Source organism: Labilibaculum manganireducens (assembly GCF_002843385.1).
In the GTDB taxonomy this organism is placed as follows: domain Bacteria; phylum Bacteroidota; class Bacteroidia; order Bacteroidales; family Marinifilaceae; genus Labilibaculum; species Labilibaculum manganireducens.
Genome location: NZ_MVDE01000045.1, coordinates 17,496 through 39,231, shown reverse-complemented (window position 1 = coordinate 39,231; position 21,736 = coordinate 17,496). Strand labels below are relative to the sequence as shown.

At 33.6% G+C, this 21,736-nt stretch carries 25 protein-coding genes; 14 read left to right on the top strand and 11 right to left on the bottom strand.

Translation table 11 applies throughout. From position 1 onward, the window contains the following. Positions 1–637 precede the first annotated feature (637 nt). The 6 genes from BZG01_RS19465 to BZG01_RS19440 all read right to left on the bottom strand — a co-directional run bounded on the left by BZG01_RS19465 (position 638) and on the right by BZG01_RS19440 (position 4,750). Positions 638–1,009, bottom strand: coding sequence for a hypothetical protein (locus BZG01_RS19465; protein ID WP_101311507.1), 372 nt, complete (start codon positions 1,007–1,009; stop codon positions 638–640). A 1-nt stretch (position 1,010) separates the two neighbouring features. Then, a complete protein-coding gene (locus tag BZG01_RS19460) occupies positions 1,011–1,733 on the bottom strand; it encodes a M48 family metallopeptidase (protein WP_101311506.1) in 723 nt (240 codons plus the stop codon). 51 nt (positions 1,734–1,784) lie between these two features. Then, positions 1,785–2,072: a hypothetical protein gene (locus BZG01_RS19455; protein WP_101311505.1), complete on the bottom strand. Its 288-nt coding sequence runs from the start codon at positions 2,070–2,072 to the stop codon at positions 1,785–1,787. 109 nt (positions 2,073–2,181) lie between these two features. Continuing rightward, positions 2,182–3,483: a dicarboxylate/amino acid:cation symporter gene (locus BZG01_RS19450; protein WP_101311504.1), complete on the bottom strand. Its 1,302-nt coding sequence runs from the start codon at positions 3,481–3,483 to the stop codon at positions 2,182–2,184. 106 nt (positions 3,484–3,589) lie between these two features. Beyond that, a complete protein-coding gene (locus BZG01_RS19445; protein WP_101311511.1) occupies positions 3,590–4,132 on the bottom strand; it encodes an FKBP-type peptidyl-prolyl cis-trans isomerase in 543 nt (180 codons plus the stop codon). Between the two features lie 132 nt (positions 4,133–4,264). Beyond that, the gene (locus BZG01_RS19440) at positions 4,265–4,750 is read right to left on the bottom strand and encodes a thioredoxin family protein (protein WP_101311503.1); all 486 of its coding nucleotides are present in this window, start codon (positions 4,748–4,750) and stop codon (positions 4,265–4,267) included. A gap of 280 nt (positions 4,751–5,030) precedes the next feature. Here BZG01_RS19440 and bioA point away from each other — a divergent pair, with 280 nt between their 5' ends. From bioA to mtaB, 8 genes are all read left to right on the top strand, one after another. Beyond that, positions 5,031–6,320, top strand: coding sequence for an adenosylmethionine--8-amino-7-oxononanoate transaminase (gene bioA / locus BZG01_RS19435; protein ID WP_180327400.1), 1,290 nt, complete (start codon positions 5,031–5,033; stop codon positions 6,318–6,320). Between the two features lie 7 nt (positions 6,321–6,327). Continuing rightward, entirely contained in the window at positions 6,328–7,449 is a 1,122-nt protein-coding gene (locus BZG01_RS19430; protein WP_180327399.1) for an aminotransferase class I/II-fold pyridoxal phosphate-dependent enzyme, read from the top strand. After that, the gene (locus tag BZG01_RS19425) at positions 7,439–8,131 is read left to right on the top strand and encodes a DUF452 family protein (RefSeq protein ID WP_101311502.1); all 693 of its coding nucleotides are present in this window, start codon (positions 7,439–7,441) and stop codon (positions 8,129–8,131) included. The genes BZG01_RS19430 and BZG01_RS19425 overlap by 11 nt, the downstream gene beginning before the upstream one ends. Further along, entirely contained in the window at positions 8,112–8,879 is a 768-nt protein-coding gene (gene bioC / locus BZG01_RS19420; RefSeq protein ID WP_101311501.1) for a malonyl-ACP O-methyltransferase BioC, read from the top strand. Before BZG01_RS19425 ends, bioC begins: the two co-directional genes overlap by 20 nt. Positions 8,880–8,881: 2 nt before the next feature. Continuing rightward, a complete protein-coding gene (gene bioD, locus BZG01_RS19415) occupies positions 8,882–9,565 on the top strand; it encodes a dethiobiotin synthase (protein WP_101311500.1) in 684 nt (227 codons plus the stop codon). A 404-nt stretch (positions 9,566–9,969) separates the two neighbouring features. Next, entirely contained in the window at positions 9,970–10,614 is a 645-nt protein-coding gene (locus BZG01_RS19410; protein ID WP_101311499.1) for a ferredoxin--NADP reductase, read from the top strand. 105 nt (positions 10,615–10,719) lie between these two features. After that, on the top strand, positions 10,720–12,063 hold the full coding sequence (gene miaB / locus BZG01_RS19405) for a tRNA (N6-isopentenyl adenosine(37)-C2)-methylthiotransferase MiaB (RefSeq protein ID WP_101311498.1): 1,344 nt from the start codon (positions 10,720–10,722) through the stop codon (positions 12,061–12,063). Beyond that, a complete protein-coding gene (mtaB, locus tag BZG01_RS19400) occupies positions 12,060–13,340 on the top strand; it encodes a tRNA (N(6)-L-threonylcarbamoyladenosine(37)-C(2))-methylthiotransferase MtaB (protein WP_101311497.1) in 1,281 nt (426 codons plus the stop codon). Before miaB ends, mtaB begins: the two co-directional genes overlap by 4 nt. Before the next feature lie 50 nt (positions 13,341–13,390). Here the strand turns inward: mtaB and BZG01_RS19395 are convergent, their stop codons facing one another. Next, on the bottom strand, positions 13,391–14,515 hold the full coding sequence (locus tag BZG01_RS19395) for a universal stress protein (protein ID WP_101311496.1): 1,125 nt from the start codon (positions 14,513–14,515) through the stop codon (positions 13,391–13,393). A gap of 227 nt (positions 14,516–14,742) precedes the next feature. Between BZG01_RS19395 and rpsF the strand changes: the two genes are divergently transcribed. From rpsF to rplI, 3 genes are read left to right on the top strand one after another with little or no spacing between them, the layout of a single operon-like run. Continuing rightward, positions 14,743–15,090: a 30S ribosomal protein S6 gene (gene rpsF, locus BZG01_RS19390; protein WP_197092725.1), complete on the top strand. Its 348-nt coding sequence runs from the start codon at positions 14,743–14,745 to the stop codon at positions 15,088–15,090. A 3-nt stretch (positions 15,091–15,093) separates the two neighbouring features. After that, a complete protein-coding gene (rpsR, locus tag BZG01_RS19385; RefSeq protein ID WP_101263476.1) occupies positions 15,094–15,363 on the top strand; it encodes a 30S ribosomal protein S18 in 270 nt (89 codons plus the stop codon). A 22-nt stretch (positions 15,364–15,385) separates the two neighbouring features. Next, positions 15,386–15,829 (top strand): 50S ribosomal protein L9, encoded by a 444-nt coding sequence (gene rplI, locus BZG01_RS19380; protein WP_101311495.1) that lies wholly within the window; start codon positions 15,386–15,388, stop codon positions 15,827–15,829. A gap of 101 nt (positions 15,830–15,930) precedes the next feature. Here the strand turns inward: rplI and BZG01_RS19375 are convergent, their stop codons facing one another. Beyond that, positions 15,931–16,434 carry a CAP domain-containing protein gene (locus BZG01_RS19375; RefSeq protein ID WP_101311494.1) on the bottom strand — a complete coding sequence of 168 codons (504 nt, stop codon included), beginning with the start codon at positions 16,432–16,434 and terminating at the stop codon, positions 15,931–15,933. Between the two features lie 202 nt (positions 16,435–16,636). On the opposite strand from BZG01_RS19375, the gene BZG01_RS19370 reads away from it, so the two are divergent. Together BZG01_RS19370 and BZG01_RS19365 are read left to right on the top strand one after the other, a co-directional pair. After that, positions 16,637–17,341: a TapB family protein gene (locus BZG01_RS19370; RefSeq protein ID WP_101311493.1), complete on the top strand. Its 705-nt coding sequence runs from the start codon at positions 16,637–16,639 to the stop codon at positions 17,339–17,341. A gap of 130 nt (positions 17,342–17,471) precedes the next feature. Then, a complete protein-coding gene (locus tag BZG01_RS19365) occupies positions 17,472–18,770 on the top strand; it encodes a cobyrinic acid a,c-diamide synthase CobB (protein WP_101311492.1) in 1,299 nt (432 codons plus the stop codon). Here the strand turns inward: BZG01_RS19365 and BZG01_RS19360 are convergent. The 3 genes from BZG01_RS19360 to BZG01_RS22170 all read right to left on the bottom strand — a co-directional run bounded on the left by BZG01_RS19360 (position 18,767) and on the right by BZG01_RS22170 (position 20,377). Further along, positions 18,767–19,636 (bottom strand): fructosamine kinase family protein, encoded by an 870-nt coding sequence (locus tag BZG01_RS19360; RefSeq protein ID WP_101311491.1) that lies wholly within the window; start codon positions 19,634–19,636, stop codon positions 18,767–18,769. The two genes, BZG01_RS19365 and BZG01_RS19360, sit on opposite strands and share 4 nt — an antisense overlap. Further along, on the bottom strand, positions 19,633–20,103 hold the full coding sequence (locus BZG01_RS19355; protein WP_101311490.1) for a low molecular weight protein-tyrosine-phosphatase: 471 nt from the start codon (positions 20,101–20,103) through the stop codon (positions 19,633–19,635). Before BZG01_RS19355 ends, BZG01_RS19360 begins: the two co-directional genes overlap by 4 nt. Before the next feature lie 64 nt (positions 20,104–20,167). Next, the gene (locus BZG01_RS22170) at positions 20,168–20,377 is read right to left on the bottom strand and encodes a zinc ribbon domain-containing protein (RefSeq protein ID WP_101311489.1); all 210 of its coding nucleotides are present in this window, start codon (positions 20,375–20,377) and stop codon (positions 20,168–20,170) included. Between the two features lie 507 nt (positions 20,378–20,884). Between BZG01_RS22170 and BZG01_RS19345 the strand changes: the two genes are divergently transcribed. Beyond that, positions 20,885–21,724 carry a serine O-acetyltransferase gene (locus tag BZG01_RS19345; RefSeq protein WP_101311488.1) on the top strand — a complete coding sequence of 280 codons (840 nt, stop codon included), beginning with the start codon at positions 20,885–20,887 and terminating at the stop codon, positions 21,722–21,724. Positions 21,725–21,736: the final 12 nt, after the last annotated feature.

Below are 21,736 nucleotides of genomic sequence, written 5' to 3'. Positions count from 1 at the left end.
ACTGTAAGTAAATGATGTAATTTACTGATATATTGATGATTATATGCCAGAAAATTACATTTCACACATAAATCAACACGATTTTTACACATCTGTAATCAACAAGTTAAAGTATTACTTAATTATAATCTTTTAAATGACTGGTATTTAGAATAATAGTGTGTAATTATTGGTATTATATCAAAAAATATCAGGACTTGTTTGGATTGTAAATTCAATTAAAATACAAAACATTTGTACCCATTATAAAATTACTCATGTAAATCACATTGTGAAATTAGTTACAAGGTACAATTCGAGGACTGGTTACAATTGTCGTTGAACCAAATCATGATAAGTTACAAAACTAAACTTCATTAAGTTGAATATTGTAAATTTGGAATTGAATTTTTTAAACTTTTAGTTACATTATCAAACGAAATTCAAATGATATTTGTAAACAACACCCCGTTAGTTTGCAGATATTAAATTCTAAGAAGGTTAAAAGGAGGGTATTTCTCTTGTAAGTGTCACAAAATTAAACAAGTGAGAGGGTTTTATTTATGACACATAGTGTTGTTAACAGGATAAAAAGAGCTTTTCTCCTGTTAATTTGGATATTCAGGAATAAAGTCTAATATTTTTTGGGGAATAATTATTATTTCTCAGGAGGTTTTCTAAGTTGTAAGAAACCAATAAATAAAATGTAAGAAGCGAACGCAACGATTAGTATTCGAAGTATTAAATTTTGGTAGTTATCATGATTGCTTGCGAGGATATCGCGCGATAAGGCAGGAATCATGAAGATTAACAAGCCAAATACTAAAATAAGCTGTATGTATAAAAAGATAACTTTTAGTTTTTCTTTTCTGCGGGAAGCCAGTGGTGATACAGCAACGTTATTTTTTGTCTTTTTGCCTCTTTTTGTCAGCTTCTTTGGTTTCGGGTTGCTTAATTTTTGTTTTAGTTTATGTCCTATTAAGAATGTTAGTATACATATGCCAACTAAAATATAAATTTCCTTATTCATCTTAATATATTGTTGTAGAGTATTTTCTAATTTCTTTTCTTTTTCTGTTCAATTCCGGGCAATGGATTTCCAGCAATTGATAGAATTCTTTGGAATGATTTTTAACTTTAGTATGGCATAATTCATGCAGAATAACCATATCGCATAGTTCATTAGGTAACCTCATTAAATGAAGATTGAGGTTAATATTATTATCATGTGAACATGATCCCCAACGGCTTTTTGTATTTTTAATTTTAAGGGATTTATAGGAAAACCCACCAAGTTTTGCTAATTCCTTGATTCTAATTGGAAGATGATGGTTTGCTTCTCTACGCAAGGTTTCTATAATAGAATTTTGAATGAATATTTGTAAGTCTGAATTTTGAATCTCGGTATTGGCAGGATATTTTACTTCCAGTATTCCATTAGAGAGTTTTGCGGAATAATAACTCACCTCTCCTGGACTTAGCTTTAATTGATGGAAACGTGTTTTAAATTGGATCTCAGGAGTGAAAAATGTTTGTTTGTTCTCTTTTAATTTTGTTTTAGCCTTATTATTGATAATCCATGCTTTATTTTGCCTGGCAAAATTAATCGCATCCTGATAGCTTATACCATATGGTACATTAACCCAAATTCCTTTTTTAGGTGCCATCCGTACCGATAAACGTTTGAATCTCCGACTCTTTTTAAAGAGAACATCCCCAATATCCTCTAATAGTATAATTTTTTCTTCGGGCATAAAAAAAGCTTTGCAATATGCAAAGCTATCAGAAATATCTTTTGAAAGAAATTATTTCTCTTTAATTAAATTGCTCAATTCTGTAAAAGATTCGTCAACATTCTTGAATAAATCAGTATATACAGCCTTGTAGTAAGCTTTAACAATTTTAGGATTGTCCTTACCATCCGGATGATTTACACGTGCAATTAACTGATTACGGGAAACAATAGTATTCTTTACAATTTCCATTACTTTATCCTTATTCTCAGGATGTAAATAATTGTAATTGTAGCAATCTGAAATTACCTCAAAGCTAAGGTAATCGATATCCTTTTTTAAGCGTTTTCTACTTGCCATATCTATTTTTTTGAATAAGTTGTATAACAGAAGATACTGTTATTCGATGACAAAGATAATAAACACTTATTGAATTTCCTTGTTCCTTTGAAAATATGGATTGATATTATTATCTAGATTTTTCGACTTGAATTTTCTGGGTAGTATTTAATTTACCTTCACTTGTGGCCACTATTGTTGCAACAGTAGCATCACCTGTAACATTAACCACTGTTCGAAGCATATCAAGCGGCCGGTCAATACCTAATATTAATGCCAATCCCTCAATAGGAATTCCCACTGATGTTAAAACAATGATTAACATCACAATGCTTCCGCCTGGAACACCAGGTGTTCCGATAGATGCCAGAGTTGCTGTGACTACAATTATTAATTGGTCGTAAATATCCAAATCTACACCAAACACCTGTGCGATAAAGACCGCAGCAATTGCCTGATAACAACTGGTTCCATCCATATTAATAGTAACACCAACCGGAAGTACAAAACTCGCAACTTCATTAGCAACACCTATTTCTTTTTCGACACACTCCATGGTAACCGGAAGGGTTGCCGCACTTGAACTTGTTGAAAATGCCAACAGCTGAGCAGGCGAAATAGCTTTGTAAAAATCAGCGTATCTTATTGGAGTAAAGAATCTTAGGAATAAAGGGTAGATTATGAATATCATAAGCAAGAGCCCTAGAATTACAGTTATTGCATACAATCCTAAAGCCGAAAATAAATCAAGATCACCGGAAAAATCGACGATTAAACCAGCAATAAGGGCAAATACTCCATAAGGAGCAAAAAGCATAATTAGGTCAATTATCTTAAGGATAATTGCATCTATCCCATCAAAAAAATCTCTAACTACCTTGACTTTCTTTTCTTCCAAAATAACCATTGCAATGCCAAATAGAATTGCAAAGAATATGATCTGAAGCATTTTGGAATTATCTGTGGCTGCCTGAAAAAAATTGGATGGAACAACGTCTACTAGAAATTTGAGTGGAGACTCATTTTTCAAATCTGAAGCCTGATTTTTCTTTAAATCAATTGTTGTATGGTATTTTTCTTGTAACTCTATCTTTTTATAGTCGGGAAAAGTATTGCCTGGTTCTATGGTATTTACCAGTATTAAACCAAAACTTACAGCAATAACTGTTGAGAGAATGTAAAGGGAAATGGTTTTAATTCCTATTCGTGATAATTTTGAAATGTTGGAGAGACTTGATATTCCTTTTACCAACGAGACAAAAATTAAGGGAACAGCAATTAATTTTAATAAGTTTAAGAAAATATCACCCCAAGGTTTGATCCAATCATTGGTTAATTCAGATAATTCAAAATAAACGGCAATTAATCCCGCTATAATTCCAAATCCCATTCCAACTAAAATTTTCACGTAAAGAGGCAGTCTTTTCCACATAATCGATATGTTTTTTTTATTGTGCTTTAAAGATACTTGATAAGACTAGAAAAACAAAGCCCGAAAACCAAAGGCTTTCGGGCTGAAATATCTTTTCAGAAACTAATTAGCATCCACATCCGCTGCCACATCCGCCGCTTTCACAACTTCCGCTATCACATCCGCCCTGAGGTGCATAAGCTTCTTTCATTTCTTCTTCTGAAGCATCTCTAACTTCAATAACTTCACCTTTAAAGAACAGAGCATCTCCGGCAAGTGGATGGTTGAAATCCATTTTTACAGTAGCATCTGTAACTTCAAGAACGATTCCATTCATTCTGCGGCCTGAGTTATCCTGCATTGGTACTACATTTCCTTCTGCAATAACTTCTGAATCAAATTCACCGTTAACTTCAAATATATTTTTAGGAAGATCGATTACTGCTTCTTCTGATGCCTCACCGTATGCTTCTTCAGTTTCTAATTTGAAATCAAAAGAATCACCTACTTTCAGCCCCATCAATTTTTCTTCAAACTTTTCTAACATCTGTCCAGCACCACATAAATATGTAAGTGGAGTTTCTGCTACTGCTTTTTCAATAATCTCTCCCGAAAGATCAGTTTTTAATTCGTAAATAACTGAAACAACCTTATCTTTTGAAATTGTCATAATATTTTCTTTTTTTAGTATTATATCCTTAATTTGGATCCCAAAACCTGAGAATTCTGTACAAAGAAAGTACAATTATTTCTTTATTCAAATAAAAAAGGAGTTGATAGTCTAAATTTATTGCCTTTTACTCTATTTATAATGTTCAGGATTTAAAGCATCGGGGCGCCAATTGTATAGGAATGATTTAACTTTCTCGAAATTGTAAGCTTTGTCTTGCTCTAAATTACCCGTGTTTTGTGTATGAAGTTTTTCTCCTTCACCATTTAAAACGATCATAACAGGAAATCCAAAACGCTGAGGATAACCAAGTTCTGCCAATGCATCTAAATTTTTATTTTCCTTACTGTAATTTACCTCAAGGAAGATATAATTATCCTCTAGAAGCTTATTTAATGTTGTTTCACTATGCAGGTAATTATGCATTTTTATGCACCAAGGACACCAATTTCCTCCTATCTGAAGCAGAACATGTTTTCCTTCTTTTTTAGCTTTACTAACTGCCTTCGCAATTTCTTCTTTTCCGTTAAGAGATGGATCGTAGGGCTTTTGACCTATTGTAGTCAGACTAAATACAAGGAATAAACTTACTAGAAGGGCAATTTTTTTCGTTTTCATGTGTTCGTAATTTTAAGTTTTTGCCACTTGGAACTTACCATCATAATCATCCCCCTGTGTGCAGAACGCTTTATACATGGACGTTTCATGTTTGTATTTTAAATTTGAAGCAATTTAAATTAAATTGAAGGTAAATCAAGGAGATTTCAGATTTTTAACGAACAAATAACATTTTAAAGGCTAAGCGAAACTACATATGTTGTAAAAATACTTTAGAATTGGTACGGTTTAAACGGATAAACCCTAGTTTTACAAAGAATTTACATGAAAAAAAACTCCTATGTCGGAAATGTTTAAGCCATCTGATCTCGTTTTTGATAGAGAACATATTTGGCATCCATATACTTCAATGCATGAGCCACTACCCGTCTACCCTGTAGTTTCGGCCAATGGTGTAAGACTTACATTGGATTCAGGTCAAGATATTATTGATGGTATGTCCTCGTGGTGGTGTGCTGTTCACGGATATAATCATCCTGTTTTGAATGAAGCTGTTCAAAAGCAATTAAAACAGATGTCGCATGTGATGTTTGGCGGTATTACTCACAAACCTGCAATTGAGTTGGCCAGGTTATTGGTTGATATAAGTCCGGAGGGTATGGAAAAAGTATTTTTCTGCGATTCTGGTTCTGTATCTGTTGAGGTGGCAATGAAAATGGCTCTTCAATATTGGTTTACCAAAGGGAATCCAAATAAAAATAAATTTTTGAGCATTCGCTCAGGATATCATGGTGATACTTTTAACGCCATGTCTGTTTGTGATCCTGTAACCGGAATGCATGAAATTTTCAGAGGAGTTTTGCCTGTTAATTACTTCGCAGAATCGCCAGATTGTGGGTTTTACGATGAATGGGATTCTCACTCCTTTCAGTCTATGCAAAATATGATTGAAGTGCATCATAAGGAGCTTGCTGCGATTATCTTAGAGCCTGTTGTTCAGGGGGCTGGAGGAATGAAGTTTTATCATCCTCAATATTTAACGGAGTTGCGAAGAGCTTGCGATACTTACAACATACTGCTTATTCTCGACGAAATAGCCACAGGTTTTGGTAGAACAGGGAAATTATTTGCTTGCGAACATGCTGATATATCTCCGGATATAATGTGCGTAGGGAAAGCAATAACTGGCGGCTATTTAAGTTTTGCAGCCACTTTAACTTCACAAAAAGTAAGTGATGGAATTTCCACTGGTGCGCCAGGTTGTTTTATGCATGGCCCCACATTTATGGGAAATCCTTTGGCATGCGCGGTTGGTGTTGCGAGTATCAATTTACTATTAGAATCATCGTGTTTGGAGAAGGTTCGTAATATTGAACAACAATTAATACGAAATTTATCGAAGGCGAAAGAATTAAAACAAGTAAAAGATGTTCGGATTTTAGGTGCTATTGGAGTTATTGAAATGAATGAACCGGTAAATATGGCTTCTATTCAAAAGCAATTTGTGGAAAATGGAGTTTGGGTTCGCCCGTTTGGAAAATTAGTCTACATTATGCCTCCATTTATTATATCTGAAGAAGATTTATCTTTCCTTTGCAAAGCTTTGGTTAAAGTAGCAGCAATGCAATAAATTAGAAATGGATCAAAAACTGAATAAATACAAAGAGGAATTACAGACGCTTGAGGAGTCTGGCAACCTTCGGACCCTAAAAATGATTTCTGAAAGTAACTATAAGATTAACCTCTCTTCAAATGATTATTTAGGAGTTAGTAAAAAAAATATTCCTCGCCCAAAGGGGAATTCCTTTGGCTCAGGATCATCTCGGCTGCTTACCGGAAACTTTAAGGAATATCAGTTACTGGAAGCTGAGCTCGAAAATTTGTATGGCAGGCCTGCATTATTTTTTAATTCGGGATACCATGCTAATATTGGTATTTTGGCTGCTTTAGCAGGAAAAGATGATTTGATAATATCTGATAAGTTGAATCATGCCAGTATAATTGATGGCATTCGATTAAGCAGCGCTGAACAAGTTCGATTCAAACATGCTGATTACGATCACTTAACACATATTCTTACTACAAAACGAAAAGATTACAATCGTGTTTTTATTGTAAGTGAATCAGTTTTTAGTATGGATGGCGACGAAGCTGACCTTGAAAAACTGATTGAAATTAAAAAACGATTTGATTGCTTTTTATATATTGATGAAGCTCACGCTTTAGGAGTTAGAGGAATTAAAGGTCTTGGTTTATCGGAAGAGAAATCATGTCTTACAGAAATTGATTTACTGATTGGCACTTTTGGTAAAGCGATGAACTCAATTGGTGCATATGTTATTTGTGATGCTATTCTTAAAGAGTATTTAATTAACAAAATGCGTTCATTAATTTTCACTACTGCTCTGCCTCCAATTGTAATCAGCTGGAACTATATAATGTTGCGAACCATTGTGAAAATGAAAATGGAACGGGAGCATTTGCAGTCAATATCGGAACAATTAAGAGAAGGCCTGAAAAATGCCGGAATAGAAACAATGGGAAGTTCAAATATTATTCCTGTTCTGGTTGGAGACAGTCAAAAATGCGTTAATTTAGCTGAGTATTTGCAAAAAAAAGGTTTTTTGGTATTCCCTATCCGACCACCTGCCGTGCCTAAAGATACTGCCAGACTGCGTATTTCTGTTTGTGCAGATATGGATTGGGAAGATCTTAAAGATTTACCGGAACTGATAAAGAATTATTGCGATGAAAAGTGAATGGCTGCATAAATCTGCTAACGAGAAGTGCATTTTGTTTATGAATGGTTGGGGATGTGATGCAAATCCTTTTCAATCAATAAATTCAAAAGAGTACGATGTGCTGATGTGTTTTGATTACCGGGACTTATTAATTCCTAAACAGGTTGAAAGACTGTTTGAAAATTATCAGGAAGTACATTTGGTTGCATGGTCGCTTGGTGTTTATGTTGCGAACATGCTTTACCTCCAATGGAAGGATCTATTCGCCAGTAAAATTGCCATAAATGGAACTTTACAAGCAATTGATAATTTGAAAGGCATTCCACCTGCAATCTTTCAGGGTACTATAAATGGATTGAATTCAAGAACTATTGAGAAGTTTTGGCTTCGAATGTGTGGCGGTAAAATTGGGTTTGATCGTTTTAAAATGCAAATACCACAACGGAATATTGAGGATCAAAAGGAAGAATTAATTGTACTTCAGGAGCTTGTACAAAACCATTTTATTGATTGGAATGTATATGATTCGGTATTATTGGGACAAAACGATTTAATTTTTCCATTTGAAAATTTAGAAAATGCTTGGCGCGAGCAAAAAAATATAATTAAAATGGAAAATACTCCTCACTTTTGTTTTTACAGTTGGAATTCGTGGGATGATTTAATGGAGGAATGTAAAAGTGCAGCATCAAAATATTAATAAAGATAAAGTACAGAAAGGATTCGTAAAAAGTATCGAAACCTATCGTAAACATGCTATTGTTCAGGAAGCTATCGCCTCCAGATTGATTAATGAATTGTTGCGTCAACCCGTAAGCCATTTTTCGAAAGTTCTGGAGATTGGTTGCGGTCCGGCTGTACTTACTGATAAGTTTTTCCAAAAATTCAATACCGATTTGTATTATGCAAATGATATTGTTGAAGAATATTCAGACATCCTTAGCTCTATTCATTCGGACATACAATTTTTGGGTGGAGATATTGAGTCTTTGGATTTACCAGATTCTTTGGATTTAATTATTTCGAGTTCAACATTTCAGTGGTTCAATAACTTAGATGGTTTTTTAATAAAAATACACAAAGCTTTACAGCCCGATGGTTTACTTGTATTTAGCACTTTTGGTCCTGATAATTACAGAGAAATACGCGAAGTGAATGGCAAAGGATTAAATTATTTGTCGTTTGGAAAGCATGAGAGGCTTTTGTCTGATAAATTTGAAATTCTTTGGAGTGATAAAGAAACAATTACCCGTTTTTTCTCAGATCCTCTTGGGGTTCTCTATCATATGAAGCAAACAGGTGTAAACGGAATTCCTGGAAAGGCTTGGACAAAAAGCGATTTGATGAATTTTAAAGAGGATTATCAGGATTTGTTTGGTACCGATTTGGGTGTACCCCTCACCTATCAACCCTTATATTTTATTGCGAAACCTAAAAAGATAAATTAATAATGCCAACCTATTTTATTGCAGGAATTGATACTGATACAGGTAAAACATTTGCTACAGCCTTAATGGCCAAGTATTTATTGGATCAGAAAAAATCAGTGATAACTCAAAAATTTGCACAAACCGGTTGCAAAGGAATCTCTGAAGATATTTTAATGCATCGGGAAATAATGGGAATGGAAATTCAAGATGTGGATAAAGACGGAACTACCTGTCCGTATGTTTTTGATTATCCTGCATCACCGCATCTTGCTGCTCAAATGCAAAATCAAGAAATTGATATTAAACGAATTGAAAAATCGACTGCAATTCTTGAAGATCAATTTGATTATCTTCTTTTGGAAGGTGTTGGTGGTATGCATGTTCCAATAACTTTGGATTATTCACTTCTTGATTTTATGGAAGAGAAAAAATATCCTGTAATTTTAGTTACTTCATCAAAGCTTGGTAGTATTAATCACACTCTTCTCAGTCTTGAAATTGCAAAACAAAGACAAATTCCAATTAAAGGATTAATCTACAATCAATATCCTGCAAACAGTGAATTCATTTTAAAAGATTCAGTTCAGGTTTTTAAAACTTATTTGAAAAAATATGGATTTGATTGTCCTATCATCGAGATTCCGGAATTGAAAAAAAACGAAGTGTCAAATGTTGATTTTAGCAAACTGTTTTTTGCAGAATAATAGCATGTGAGTAATATCACAAAATCCAGGTTATTCTTTAAGCCTTTCAGAAAGAAATAGTATTACCCTACTGCAACAAGCATGTAATTTATTCAATTCTCAGGCGTTTAAAAAATAAAAATGCCAGATTAAATATCACATAATCAATAAATAAAACAGAATCTACTAATGTCTGATTTATATACATTCTAGAAGAAATTGAGTTTTTTTCAGAATTTCACACATTATATTATTGATTTTTGTTAAAACAGATCTAAAGATCCTATTATTCTTGTTTATTAGATGGATTTTATCTTTTTTTGTATTCGCTTATTTGTAACGATTCCATATAAATAATTCGATTTATTATTGAGTTAAATACGAGTGAATTTATGGATGAACAAAATTGAATACATAAATTAAGAATGAGATCACACAAAGTTATTGAGATAAGAAATTTGACTTCTTCCACTTATGTTATAAGGATGGAAAAAAATGATTTTACATTTAAAACAGGGCAATACATAACCCTTGGATTTTCCGGTAGTATTGATCGACGAGAATATTCTATATATAGTTCTGAAAATGATAATTTTTTAGAAGTGTTAATTAAAGAAGTTGAAAACGGTTTGGTTTCAAAAAAACTAAAGCGATGTAAGTCTGGTGATTATTTAGATGTGGACGGACCTTTTGGTCATTTCTCATTAGAGGAGTCTGAAATCGGCAGGAAAAAATTCCTTTTTATAGCTACTGGTACCGGAATATCTCCAATTCACAGTTTTGTTGAAACGCATCCTGAAATGGATTATCAAGTGTTGCATGGCGTGCGAATTGAAGAAGAAGCCTATGAAAAAGATAGTTATCCGAATGGAAAATACATTTTATGTACCTCCCGCGAAAAATCAGGTGATTATCATGGAAGAGTAACCGATTATTTAATGAAAAATCCAATCCCCTCAGATACAGTTTGTTATTTGTGTGGTAATTGCCATATGATTTATGAGGCTTACGATATTCTTGAAAAACAAGGGATTTCATTAGGTCCAATTCACACTGAGGTATACTTTTAAACGGAGAATGAAGAATTATGAAAATTGAGCTAAGGTAGTTCAATATATTGAAGCGGAATATTTTCAAATTCATAATTCTTAACTTGTAATTTATAATTATAAAACATGAAATATCATCTTGTATCATTAGGTTGTCAAATGAATGCTTCGGATGGAGAAAGAGTTCGTTCGGTAATCGAAAATATGGGCTACCAATGGACAGATAACGAAGAAGAGGCCAATTTAATTGGGATTTTAGCTTGTTCTGTGCGTCAAAAGGCAATCGACAAGGTTTATTCTAAAATTCATAAGTGGAATTTGTGGAAAAACAAACGGAATCTAATCACTTTTGTTTCCGGTTGTATCCTCCCCTCCGATTTAGATAAATTTTTGAAATTGTTCGATATCATTTTTCAGATGAAGGATCTGCCAAAATTGCCGGAAATGATTCAGCAATATGGAATTACAACTCCCGTTGGATTGCAGCAAGGTTTTGATTCTCAGAATGAAAATATTTCTGAATTCTGGCATGTAAAACCTAGTTATACTTCAGAATTTGAGGCTTTTGTCCCTATTCAAAACGGTTGTGATAAGTTTTGTTCATTTTGTGCGGTTCCATATACCAGAGGACGAGAAGTCTCCCGTCCCTCCGATGAAATTGTAACTGAAGTTCAAAGTTTGGTGGAGCGTGGATTTAAATCAATTACCTTGCTTGGACAAAATGTAAATTCATATGGTCTTGATAAAAAAGGTGATGAAATAGATTTTCCTGAATTATTGCGTAGAGTTGGAAATTTGGGAAATCAACTTAACAAAGAGTTTTGGATATACTTTACTTCTCCGCATCCGCGCGATATGACTGATGAAGTTATTGAAGTAATTGCTCAGTATAAATGTCTCGCTAAACAAATTCACTTACCAATTCAATCGGGCGATGATAAAGTCCTTATCCACATGAATCGTAAGCATGGAATGGAAAAATACAGGCAAATTGTTCATACAATTAAACGCTTAATTCCTGAGGCTACCCTCTTTACAGATATTATTGTTGGCTTTACCGGAGAAAAAGACGAACAATTTGAAAACACCAGAAAAGCAATGAGTGAGTTCAAATACAACATGGCTTACATCGCAATGTACTCTCCTCGTCCGGGAGCATTAAGTCATCGTTGGTTTGATGATATCAGCCTGGATATTAAGAAAGAGCGGCATCATATTTTAACTCAGGATTTGAAGATTCATTCTAAAAATTACAATTCTTCAATGGTGGGTAAAACTTATCGGGTATTGGTTAAAGGCCAGGCTAAACATGATGGTTACCTTGCGGGATTAACAGAGGGAAGAATTAATGTGCGGTTTTTATCTCAGGATGAGAATTTAATAGGCCAATTTGTAGATGTAAAAATTACATCAGCCGCTGATTTTTCAGTTGAAGGTGAAATGATAACGATAAAAGAAAGTGCAGCGTGAAGAAAGTGGCGTTTAAAACCTTAGGGTGTAGATTAAACCAATATGAAACGGATGCGTTGGCATCTCAATTTCAAGATAAAGGTTATGAGCTTGTTCAATTTGATGAGTCTGCTGATGTATACGTAATTAACTCATGTACAGTAACTCATCAAAGCGATCACAAATCGAGAAACTTTATTAATCAGGCAAACAGACGAAATAAAGATTCCGTTCTTGTTGTTACCGGGTGTATGGCTAATAATGCTAAGGAAGAGTTAGAAAGTAGGGAAGAAATTAATTATGTGGTTGAAAACGATCAGAAAACTTCTGTTTTTTCTTTGGTTGAAGCACATTTTGGTGGCGAAATTATTCATCCTTCGAAATTGAATGCAGATTTGTTTTCCTATGGAGCTACAGATAAAGGTTTTCATACCCGAAGTATGATTAAAATACAAGATGGTTGTGATAATTTTTGTACGTTTTGTATTATTCCTTCGGTTCGGGGAAGGGCTGCAAGCAGACCGTTACAGGATATTCTGACAAATATCCGTGAAGTAATTTCTCATGGAGCGAAGGAAATTGTAATAACAGGCGTAAATATTGGAAGATATGAGTTTGAAGGATATCAATTTGATGATGTTGTCGAGCAAATTCTTAACCTTGAAGGTGATTTTAGACTTCGTATTTCCTCTATAGAACCTGATGGTTTTAGAGAGAAATTTATTGGACTTTTGAATCATCCTAAAATGACACCGCATTTGCATTTGTGTTTACAGAGTGGATCGGAACCTGTCTTACTTCAAATGAGAAGAATGTACACAGCCAAAAGGTTTAAAGAAATAGTGCAAACCGTAAGAGCTAAAAACCCTGATTTTAATATTACAACCGATATCATAATAGGTTTTCCAAATGAAAGTGAAGAGGATTTTTCAGCCACTTGTGATACAATTAAAGAATTGAATTTTGGACATGTTCATACTTTTAAATATTCCATTAGAAAAGGAACAAGAGCTGAACGAATGCCTGATCAGGTAGATGAGAGGATAAAAACTGAGAGAAGTGAGGTTCTTAGAAACCTATCAGATGAGATAAAAGTTAATTATAGAAAAAGTTTCATTGGGAAAACCCAATCTGTGTTGGTTGAAAAGATTGACGGAAATATTGCGAATGGTTATGGGGAGCATTATATTCCTGTTCAGTTTACTGGTGAAAACATCGAAAAGAATCAATTCTATAAAGTAAAGATTACTGATATTGAAGACGGTTCTGACCCTGTGTTAAAAGGAGAAATATTATAAGGAAAAAAAGACACAATTTATAAATTGTGTCTTTTTTTTGATATCATAACTTAATGAAATACCAAAATTGGGATATGAGTTTTTATGAATAGTTTTCTTGACATTTGTCCAAAAAATAAACGCTCCAGTAAATTGTGTTTTCTTGCTAAAATGGCAATCATACCAATATCATTTTTCTGCACGTACTCTTCAATTCCCTTCATTTTTTCCTCAATCTGTATTATAGAGCAATTAACATTTGAATCGCCAAGTGTTTTATCTAAATATTTCCTCAATACTTCCATTTGATATTCTTCCATTACATTGTCATCCTCAACATCATTAAAATGGACACAATGAATTTTCATATCATAAGGCTTGGTGATAAACTTAAGATTGGCAATTGCTCTAAAATCAGCCTTGTCAAAATTTGTCGCATACATGATGTTATCAATCTGATCAAGGCTTATATTCTCTCCTTGATCAGACAAGATTAGAATTGGGACCTCGGACTCCTCAATAACGTTGGAAACAACACTTCCCAAAAGGTTAGTTGTTCCTGCAGACTCACCACGACTTCCCATAATTACTAAATCGGGTTGGTAGGTGTTGCAAATATTCAATATTTCGGAAGAAGCTGTTCCTCCGCTTAAAGCATAATCAACTTCAATTCCTTCAACTTTCTCTAATTCCAATTTATTACGTATATCATAATACAATTCCTTTATTCTTGCTTTGGCATTTTTTTCTACTTCCGAAAGAACTTCCACAACGGTAGCATTATAAGTGTAACTATCAGAAAATGGAATTGTCTCGATCGCTGAAGCAAAATAAGTATGAAATAACAAAATATCTGCATTAAACTTCTTCGCAATACTCATTGCATACTCACACAAGCGAGGCGAAAAGTCAGAAAAGTCAATGGGAACCAAAATGCGGTTTACATCTATTTTTTTTCGGGGAAATGATTTTTCAAAATCCTCCTGAGCGTAGCTTAGTTCCAATTCCTCAATGATTTCAAGAGCCTGAGCTAAATCCTGCTCTTTTATTCTTAATTTTACTCCTCCTCCAACTGCAGATTGAATTAAATTGAGATTTTTCAGAAAGCACTCCACACCTTCTGATTCTAAACGAGTTTTAAGCAACTGCGCTCTGGCGTAACCATAAGTTGCTAATGTTATCATCCTGTCCTTCATAGCTGTGGGTTTAAGTTAATCCTTAGGTTTAAGTTACAAAAAAAAGCCAAAGCTAACAAGAGGACTATGGTGCACCAAATACATGCTTAAATAGATTTGTAAGATAAATATGTGTTCTTAATCGCAATAAATCTATGGCATTCTTGAAATATCAAAAAAGAATCGTTAATTTTGCGGCTCAATAAAAAACAGTTACTTACTAAGTAATTAATTAAACAATTAAAGTTATGTTGAATCATTATGAAACCGTTTTCATTGTAACTCCCGTTTTATCTGAGGCTCAGGTAAAGGAGGCGGTAGAAAAATTTAAAGCCCTTATCACCGAGAATGGTGGTGAGATGGTTAATGAGGAGAACTGGGGACTGCGCAAGCTGGCTTATCCAATTCAAAAGAAAAGCACTGGTTTTTACCAATTGCTTCAATTTGATGCTCCAGGCGAACTAATCGAGAAATTGGAACTTAACTACAGACGTGATGAAAGAATCATCCGTTTCTTAACTTTCAAACTTGATAAGTATGCTTTTGAGTATTCTATTAAAAGAAAAGGAAAACTTAAATCTAAAGAGGAGAAGTAAGCTATGGCACAGAATCAATCAGAAATCAGATATTTGACACCTCCGTCAGTTGAGATTAAAAAGAAAAAGTATTGTCGTTTCAAGAAAAACAAGATTAAATTCATCGATTATAAAGATCCTGAGTTTTTGAAAAAATTCTTAAACGAACAAGGTAAAATTTTACCTCGTCGTATCACTGGTACTTCTTTGAAATACCAAAGAAAGGTAGCTACAGCTGTTAAACGTGCTCGTCACATTGCATTGCTGCCATACGTAACTGACATGATGAAATAATTTTTAAACTGGAGGAAACGAAATGGAAGTAATCTTAAAACAAGATATTCATAGTTTAGGATATATGAATGACATCGTAGTTGTAAAAAACGGTTACGGTAGAAATTATTTAATTCCTAAAGGAATAGCTGTTTTGGCAACAGAATCAGCTAAAAAAATGAATGCTGAAAATATGAGACAAAGAGCTCATAAAGAAGAAAAAATCAAAAACGAAGCTTTAGAAGTTGCTAAAAAACTTGAAGGTGTTACCTTAAGTGTAGGTGCTAAAACCAGTACCACCGGTAAAATCTTCGGTTCTGTTAACAACATTCAAATTGCTGAAGCATTAACTGCTCAGGGATTTGAAATTGACAGAAAAGTGATTGCAATTAAAGACGCAGTTAAAGAGATTGGTAAATATACCGCAACCATCAAACTTCACAAAGAAGTTAAGGTTGATATCGAATTTGACGTTGTTTCTGAATAATCCCTTCGATAATTAATTAATTTAAGTTTATAACAGACAAACTTAAATCTTTTCAAACAGACAGATTAAGACCACTCCGATTAACGCTTGGAGTGGTTTTTTTATTCCTTAGGTTTTCCAAAATCCTGAGTCCAGTAGTCCCCTATTCGCCCTACTCCCATTTCGGTGAAATCAGGATTCATTATATTGGCACAATGTCCCTGACTGGTCAGCCAACCATTAATAACACTTTCCTCTGATAAATATCCCTTGGCAATATTCTCACCTGCACTGTTGTAGATATAACCTGCCGCATTCAATCTGTCAACAAATTTATCTCCATTCGATGATGTGTGATTAAAAAAGTTGTTGTCCATCATATCTTTACTATGCTTTAGAGCGGCATCTTCCAGTTTACTATTCCAAACAATTGCATCAACCGGAGGGTAATATACAGTTCCGCAGGTAGTCCCTGCTGATCTTACATCGTTAACTAAATCTAATAGTTTTTGTATATCAATTTTATTTTCAGTAATCGGCTCATTAAGAGCGATATCATCTTTGGAACAAGAAATAAATATCCCTGATACTAATATCAGGGAAACTGTAAGAAATGTTTTATTCATGACAAATAATTTGAATATTGCTTGTGTATTAGCTCTGTTATTGAGGAAAGATAAATATTTTCTATATTTCTAATCTAATAAGAGGTTAATTTAGATTGATTTTCTAAATTATCAGAAATATGTAAAATATTATTTTCAACTTGAAGGATTATGTGTAATTTTAAGTACTGATAAGCCATGGAAAAGCCATAAAATACTGTATATGAGAATATTTTATACCACATTACTATTGTTTTCAATTTCACTTTCTTCTTTCGGACAAAGGGACAATACTTATCTGCCTTCGAAAAGGAATTTCAGAATTAAATACATTTCCTACGATTCTAAAGATAGAAAACAATACTCAGAGGTTTGGCAATTGGTTGGCAAATCAAAACTAGATGGATTAATTCAGTATAACATTGAGTCAGAGATTACTACCCGAAAGCAAAACACTTTTTATCAGTATTTTCGCTTGGTTAGCAATGACTCTACTTTTTTTGTGGGTTCAGAGCGATATATGGATCCTATAAAATTGGATTCCTATCAGAAGATGGTTATAAAAATTTCGTCGGATAGTGTTGCTGTTCCTATTAAACCAACGGTTGGACAAATGCTTCCGGAATCGGGTTGTGAGGCTAGTATATTAAGAGGTACCGGATCTGTTTTGATGTCGATGAATGTTCTTCTTATTAATCGAAAGGTGGATGCGATTGAAAATATAAGAACACCGGCAGGAAACTTTAACTGTTTCAAAATTTCGACGGATAAAATTACCTATGGAGGAATTTCAAAAAATAAAACCAAGGTATTTGAATGGTATGCCATTAATGTGGGGTTGGTTAGAATGGAGGAATATCATCCTAATGGAAAATTAATTTCATATAAGATATTGGAATCTCTCGCCGAAGATTTTTTATTGCCCTAAGATATTATACATCAGATTTTATCGTTTTCTTACCCGCGAACATTCAACTTTTCTGGAAATGAATTCCAAATCTTGCTTTAATGCTAAGAATATTCATTTATTTTTGACATTTCGTTTTTGAAAGTTAGATATGAAGAAGAAACCTCAGTTTTTAATTGCTGCACCTTCCAGCGGATCAGGAAAAACAACTATTACTCAAGGAATATTACGCTATTTAAAGAACAAAGGCCTGCAAGTTCAGCCATTTAAATGCGGTCCGGATTATCTTGATACAAAACATCATTCCTGGGCTGCTGGCAATGTCTCAATCAATTTAGACACCTTTATGAGCAGTAAGAGTCATGTTAAGAATATTTACGGTAAATATTCTATTCAGGCTGATGTTTCTGTTGTTGAAGGCGTAATGGGTTTGTTTGACGGGGCAAAGAAAATGGAAGGAAGTTCTGCGCAAATTGCTGAGTTATTAGATATTCCAATTATTCTTGTGGTTAATGCAAAGGCAACTGCTTATTCGGTTGCGCCCTTACTATTTGGATTTAAAAACTTTTATCCAGGTGTTAAAATTGCCGGGGTAATCTTTAATTTTGTAAGCAGCGAATCACATTATCAGTTTTTAAAAGATGCATGTGAAGATGTTGGAGTGACTCCTCTTGGTTACGTTCCTAAAAATGAAAAGCTTCATCTGCCTTCCCGGTACCTTGGTTTGCAGATTACGGATTCGTCACAATATAACTCTACTATTGAAGAAATTGCAATACATATCTCTAAAACAGTTGATATTGAGAAATTGTTGGAATTAACTAAAATTCCATTTCAGGAACCAGAAGTTGATGAAACTATTGAACGAGGTAATCTTAAAATTTCAGTTGCCAAAGATGAAGCATTTAACTTTACCTATCATGAAAATTTAGCTGCGTTAGAAAAATTAGGCGAAATTACTTTTTTTTCTCCCCTGAGGGATCAGCATTTACCGGCTACGGACTTGCTCTATTTTGCAGGCGGTTATCCTGAACTTTATCTTGATGAATTGAGTTCAAATGAATCTATGAAAAAAGCCGTTAAGGAGTTTTGTTTAAAAGGAGGACGTGTTTTAGCGGAATGTGGTGGTATGATGTATTTAGGTGATAGTATAATCGATTCAGATTCCAATAAATTCCCTATGGTTGGCTATTTGGATCAGAAAACCAGTATGGAGAATATGAAGTTGAAATTAGGATATCGAAAGATTCATGTAAATGGAAATATTTTTTTCGGACATGAATTTCATTATTCTCACATTATTAATCCATCAATGAAATTCTTGGTTGGCGAAATTTATTCGGCCAGAGATCAAAAATTAGACACGTTTTTGTTTAGAAAAAACAATACAATTGCTTCTTATATCCATTTTTATTGGGGCGAAAAAAACATTATGGATTTGTTATTTTAATGAAGATAAGACCACACAAGCCGAACCGCGTGCCCATAATAGCTGTTCCCAAATAGATTCAGATGATTAAGAACATGGTATAAAAGATAGATATTCTCTCTGTAATCATATCCTTGTGGAAGAGGCTTCTTTTTTTGATATGAACTGTAAAAATTACTGCTGAAGCCTCCAAATAGCTTTGTCATGGCCAAATCGGCTTCACGATGACCGTAATATACTGCAGGATCAATTAAACACGGATTCGAATCTTTATCACAGATAAAATTACCACTCCATAAATCTCCATGCAATAAAGTTGGTTTTTCTTCACTTCCCTCTAAAATTTCTTCTATTCGTCCTTCTAAAACCAAAAAACCATTTTTTAATTCATTACCAACCAGCCCGTTTTTTTCGGCCAACTTGTATTGATATAATAAACGTTTATTATAGTAAAAATCACACCAATTATCACTTTCTGTATTTGAGGTTATGTTTAATTGAGGTGTAGCTCCGATGTAATTGTCTTCTTTAAATCCGAATTTACCTGCGCTTATTTTATGCAAATTTGCCATTTGTGTACCAAAACGACTGAAAAAATCTTTGTCCTTTCTCCCCTCCTCAATAAATTCAAGCAATAAAACGTCTGAATCAACCAGTAAAACTTCTGGAACTCTTATGCAAGCAGTTTTACGAATTTCCTTTAAGCCATTTGCTTCCTTAAAAAACATATCATCAGAATAAGGTTCTGTTTTTAAAAAGGCGTAACGACCATTCTCAAACCTAATTTGATTTGTTGTGGCAATACTCCCACCAGAAATAGATTTAAAACCAGTAATTTTCTGATCAACTAAATCTTCAATTCTAGAAAAAACTCCCTCAATTCTCATGTTAAATCATTAAGTAAACCTTCGCAGGCATCTTCAAGAATATCAAGTACCAATTCAAATCCGTCATCACCACCATAATATGGATCCGGGACTGAGCTGTAATTTGAAAAACGGGAACAATAAGCTGTAATGGATTTGATCTTTTTTAAATCGGATTCATTTCTTGCTAAAACTTTAAGATCATTCACATTTTGCTGATCCATGCCAAAAATAAGATCGAACTTATCGAAATCTATTTTCGCATCAAATTTTCTTGCGATACTAGTTAAATTATAATTCCTTCGTAAAGCGTGTCGCTGCATTCTTTCATCGGCTTTATCGCCAGCGTGCCACCCTCCTGTTCCTGCTGAATCGGATTCAAATTCATCATTAAGCTGATTTTTTTTTATATATGCATTCATTACAGCTTCTGCACTTGGAGATCGGCAAATATTTCCCAAACAAACAAAAAGTAATCGTTTTTTCATCCAAAGTATTTAAAGTTTATTCAGCAAAGTATAAATATGAATTCTAAAATGAAAATTTACTAAATCAATTTGTGAAGAAATCGAATATATTTTCCAATTGACTACTTACTTGTCTTATAAATTTCAATATATAAACATTTGATACCGCTAATAGTGGTGAATTTTTTATTTGACCATCAAATATTGTTGAAAAAATAGCGCTTACAGTCCGGAATTCATCTGATTCGTAATTTGAATCCCCGCATTTAGGACACTTATAGCCTGTCTGATTCATAATCAATAGGTCGTTAGATATTAGACATGAGATTGATTTACAATACGCTTATTTTCAAATTCTTACATCGAGATGGCCGTTAAGTAAATGATTCTAAAAATCAAGCACTTACAAAAATTTGACGAACTATTAATAATAAAAATAACACTCTATTAACAGAAAAATTAAGACCTATAACTCCGTATTAATATTTTTTTTTTAAGTTTGTACTTAGAAACTTCTAAATGGAAAGAGAATTAATACATAACGCTAACAATCATAGAATCCGAATCTCTTCGGATAAGTTAGTTATGCACTCTACTGAATTTCAATCTCCAATGTATTGCCATAGATTATTTGCTTTCAACTATAATAACAATCAAATATGTTGTTGCTGTTGTAACTTGTATTCTTGTTGTTGGTAATAAAAGACAAACCACTTCAAAATAATTAAATATTGCACTAGGGATTCTTGTATTCCATAAGTTTTCCATATGTGTTTTCGTCACTTTCTAAATCAAGAAAACAATGTCCTATTTGTCCAAAGTTATGGAAGAACTGCAAGCTTCCAGAAAAAATTCAGAATACGATATGCCTGGAAGAGATTTAGCTCATCGGTTTGTGGAAGAAGCAATGAATTCATTGTTTCCGATTAATGCCCGCAGATCTAATAGCTGCTATGAACAAGAGTCATTATTGTATCAATTAGAGTCATTATTGAGATTATTGCTGCTTCCGGTCAAAAATGAACTGGATGTGCCACTGGAAAAGATTACTCATGATTTTATGAAGACCTTACCAAAAGTATATCGTGATTTATTAATGGATGCTGAAGCAATTCAGAAATTTGACCCTGCTGCACGAAGTATAGGTGAAGTAATTATTGCTTACCCTGGTTTTTTTGCAATTATGGTTTATCGTTTAAGCAATGTACTTTATCTTTTAAATGTTCCTTTAATTCCACGTTTAATGTGTGAATACGCGCATACAAAAACGGGCATAGATATTCATCCCGGAGCAACTATCGGGGAATCTTTTTTTATAGATCATGGTACTGGTGTTGTTATTGGAGAATCGGCAATTATTAAAAATAACGTTAAGATTTACCAAGGAGTTACCCTTGGAGCTTTGCAGGTAAAGAAGAGTCTTGCCAAGAAAAAAAGACATCCTACTGTTGAGGACAATGTAATTATCTATTCGAACACAACCATTTTAGGAGGTGATACAGTAATTGGAAGAAACAGTATTATTGGCGGTAATGTTTGGTTAACGTCAAGTGTAGAATCAAATAGCATTGTATATCATAAACATGAGACTAAGGTTAGAACAAACCTTGATGAAAGTAAAATTATAAATTTTCAAATATAAAAATTTTAATTG

Excerpts from the sequence above, each read along its gene's own strand:
- BZG01_RS19430 (WP_180327399.1), top strand. The coding sequence starts at position 6,328 with ATGGATCAAAAACTGAATAAATACAAAGAGGAATTACAGACGCTTGAG.
- BZG01_RS19370 (WP_101311493.1), top strand. The coding sequence starts at position 16,637 with ATGAGAATATTTTATACCACATTACTATTGTTTTCAATTTCACTTTCT.
- BZG01_RS19395 (WP_101311496.1), bottom strand. The coding sequence starts at position 14,515 with ATGAAGGACAGGATGATAACATTAGCAACTTATGGTTACGCCAGAGCG.
- BZG01_RS19465 (WP_101311507.1), bottom strand. The coding sequence starts at position 1,009 with ATGAATAAGGAAATTTATATTTTAGTTGGCATATGTATACTAACATTC.
- BZG01_RS19355 (WP_101311490.1), bottom strand. The coding sequence starts at position 20,103 with ATGAAAAAACGATTACTTTTTGTTTGTTTGGGAAATATTTGCCGATCT.
- BZG01_RS19425 (WP_101311502.1), top strand. The coding sequence starts at position 7,439 with ATGAAAAGTGAATGGCTGCATAAATCTGCTAACGAGAAGTGCATTTTG.
- BZG01_RS19445 (WP_101311511.1), bottom strand. The coding sequence starts at position 4,132 with ATGACAATTTCAAAAGATAAGGTTGTTTCAGTTATTTACGAATTAAAA.
- rpsF (WP_197092725.1), top strand. The coding sequence starts at position 14,743 with ATGTTGAATCATTATGAAACCGTTTTCATTGTAACTCCCGTTTTATCT.
- miaB (WP_101311498.1), top strand. The coding sequence starts at position 10,720 with ATGAAATATCATCTTGTATCATTAGGTTGTCAAATGAATGCTTCGGAT.
- BZG01_RS19460 (WP_101311506.1), bottom strand. The coding sequence starts at position 1,733 with ATGCCCGAAGAAAAAATTATACTATTAGAGGATATTGGGGATGTTCTC.
- bioD (WP_101311500.1), top strand. The coding sequence starts at position 8,882 with ATGCCAACCTATTTTATTGCAGGAATTGATACTGATACAGGTAAAACA.
- BZG01_RS19455 (WP_101311505.1), bottom strand. The coding sequence starts at position 2,072 with ATGGCAAGTAGAAAACGCTTAAAAAAGGATATCGATTACCTTAGCTTT.
- BZG01_RS19450 (WP_101311504.1), bottom strand. The coding sequence starts at position 3,483 with ATGTGGAAAAGACTGCCTCTTTACGTGAAAATTTTAGTTGGAATGGGA.
- rplI (WP_101311495.1), top strand. The coding sequence starts at position 15,386 with ATGGAAGTAATCTTAAAACAAGATATTCATAGTTTAGGATATATGAAT.
- BZG01_RS19365 (WP_101311492.1), top strand. The coding sequence starts at position 17,472 with ATGAAGAAGAAACCTCAGTTTTTAATTGCTGCACCTTCCAGCGGATCA.
- BZG01_RS19410 (WP_101311499.1), top strand. The coding sequence starts at position 9,970 with ATGAGATCACACAAAGTTATTGAGATAAGAAATTTGACTTCTTCCACT.
- BZG01_RS19345 (WP_101311488.1), top strand. The coding sequence starts at position 20,885 with ATGTCCTATTTGTCCAAAGTTATGGAAGAACTGCAAGCTTCCAGAAAA.
- BZG01_RS19360 (WP_101311491.1), bottom strand. The coding sequence starts at position 19,636 with ATGAGAATTGAGGGAGTTTTTTCTAGAATTGAAGATTTAGTTGATCAG.
- BZG01_RS22170 (WP_101311489.1), bottom strand. The coding sequence starts at position 20,377 with ATGAATCAGACAGGCTATAAGTGTCCTAAATGCGGGGATTCAAATTAC.
- bioA (WP_180327400.1), top strand. The coding sequence starts at position 5,031 with ATGTCGGAAATGTTTAAGCCATCTGATCTCGTTTTTGATAGAGAACAT.
- BZG01_RS19375 (WP_101311494.1), bottom strand. The coding sequence starts at position 16,434 with ATGAATAAAACATTTCTTACAGTTTCCCTGATATTAGTATCAGGGATA.
- rpsR (WP_101263476.1), top strand. The coding sequence starts at position 15,094 with ATGGCACAGAATCAATCAGAAATCAGATATTTGACACCTCCGTCAGTT.
- BZG01_RS19440 (WP_101311503.1), bottom strand. The coding sequence starts at position 4,750 with ATGAAAACGAAAAAAATTGCCCTTCTAGTAAGTTTATTCCTTGTATTT.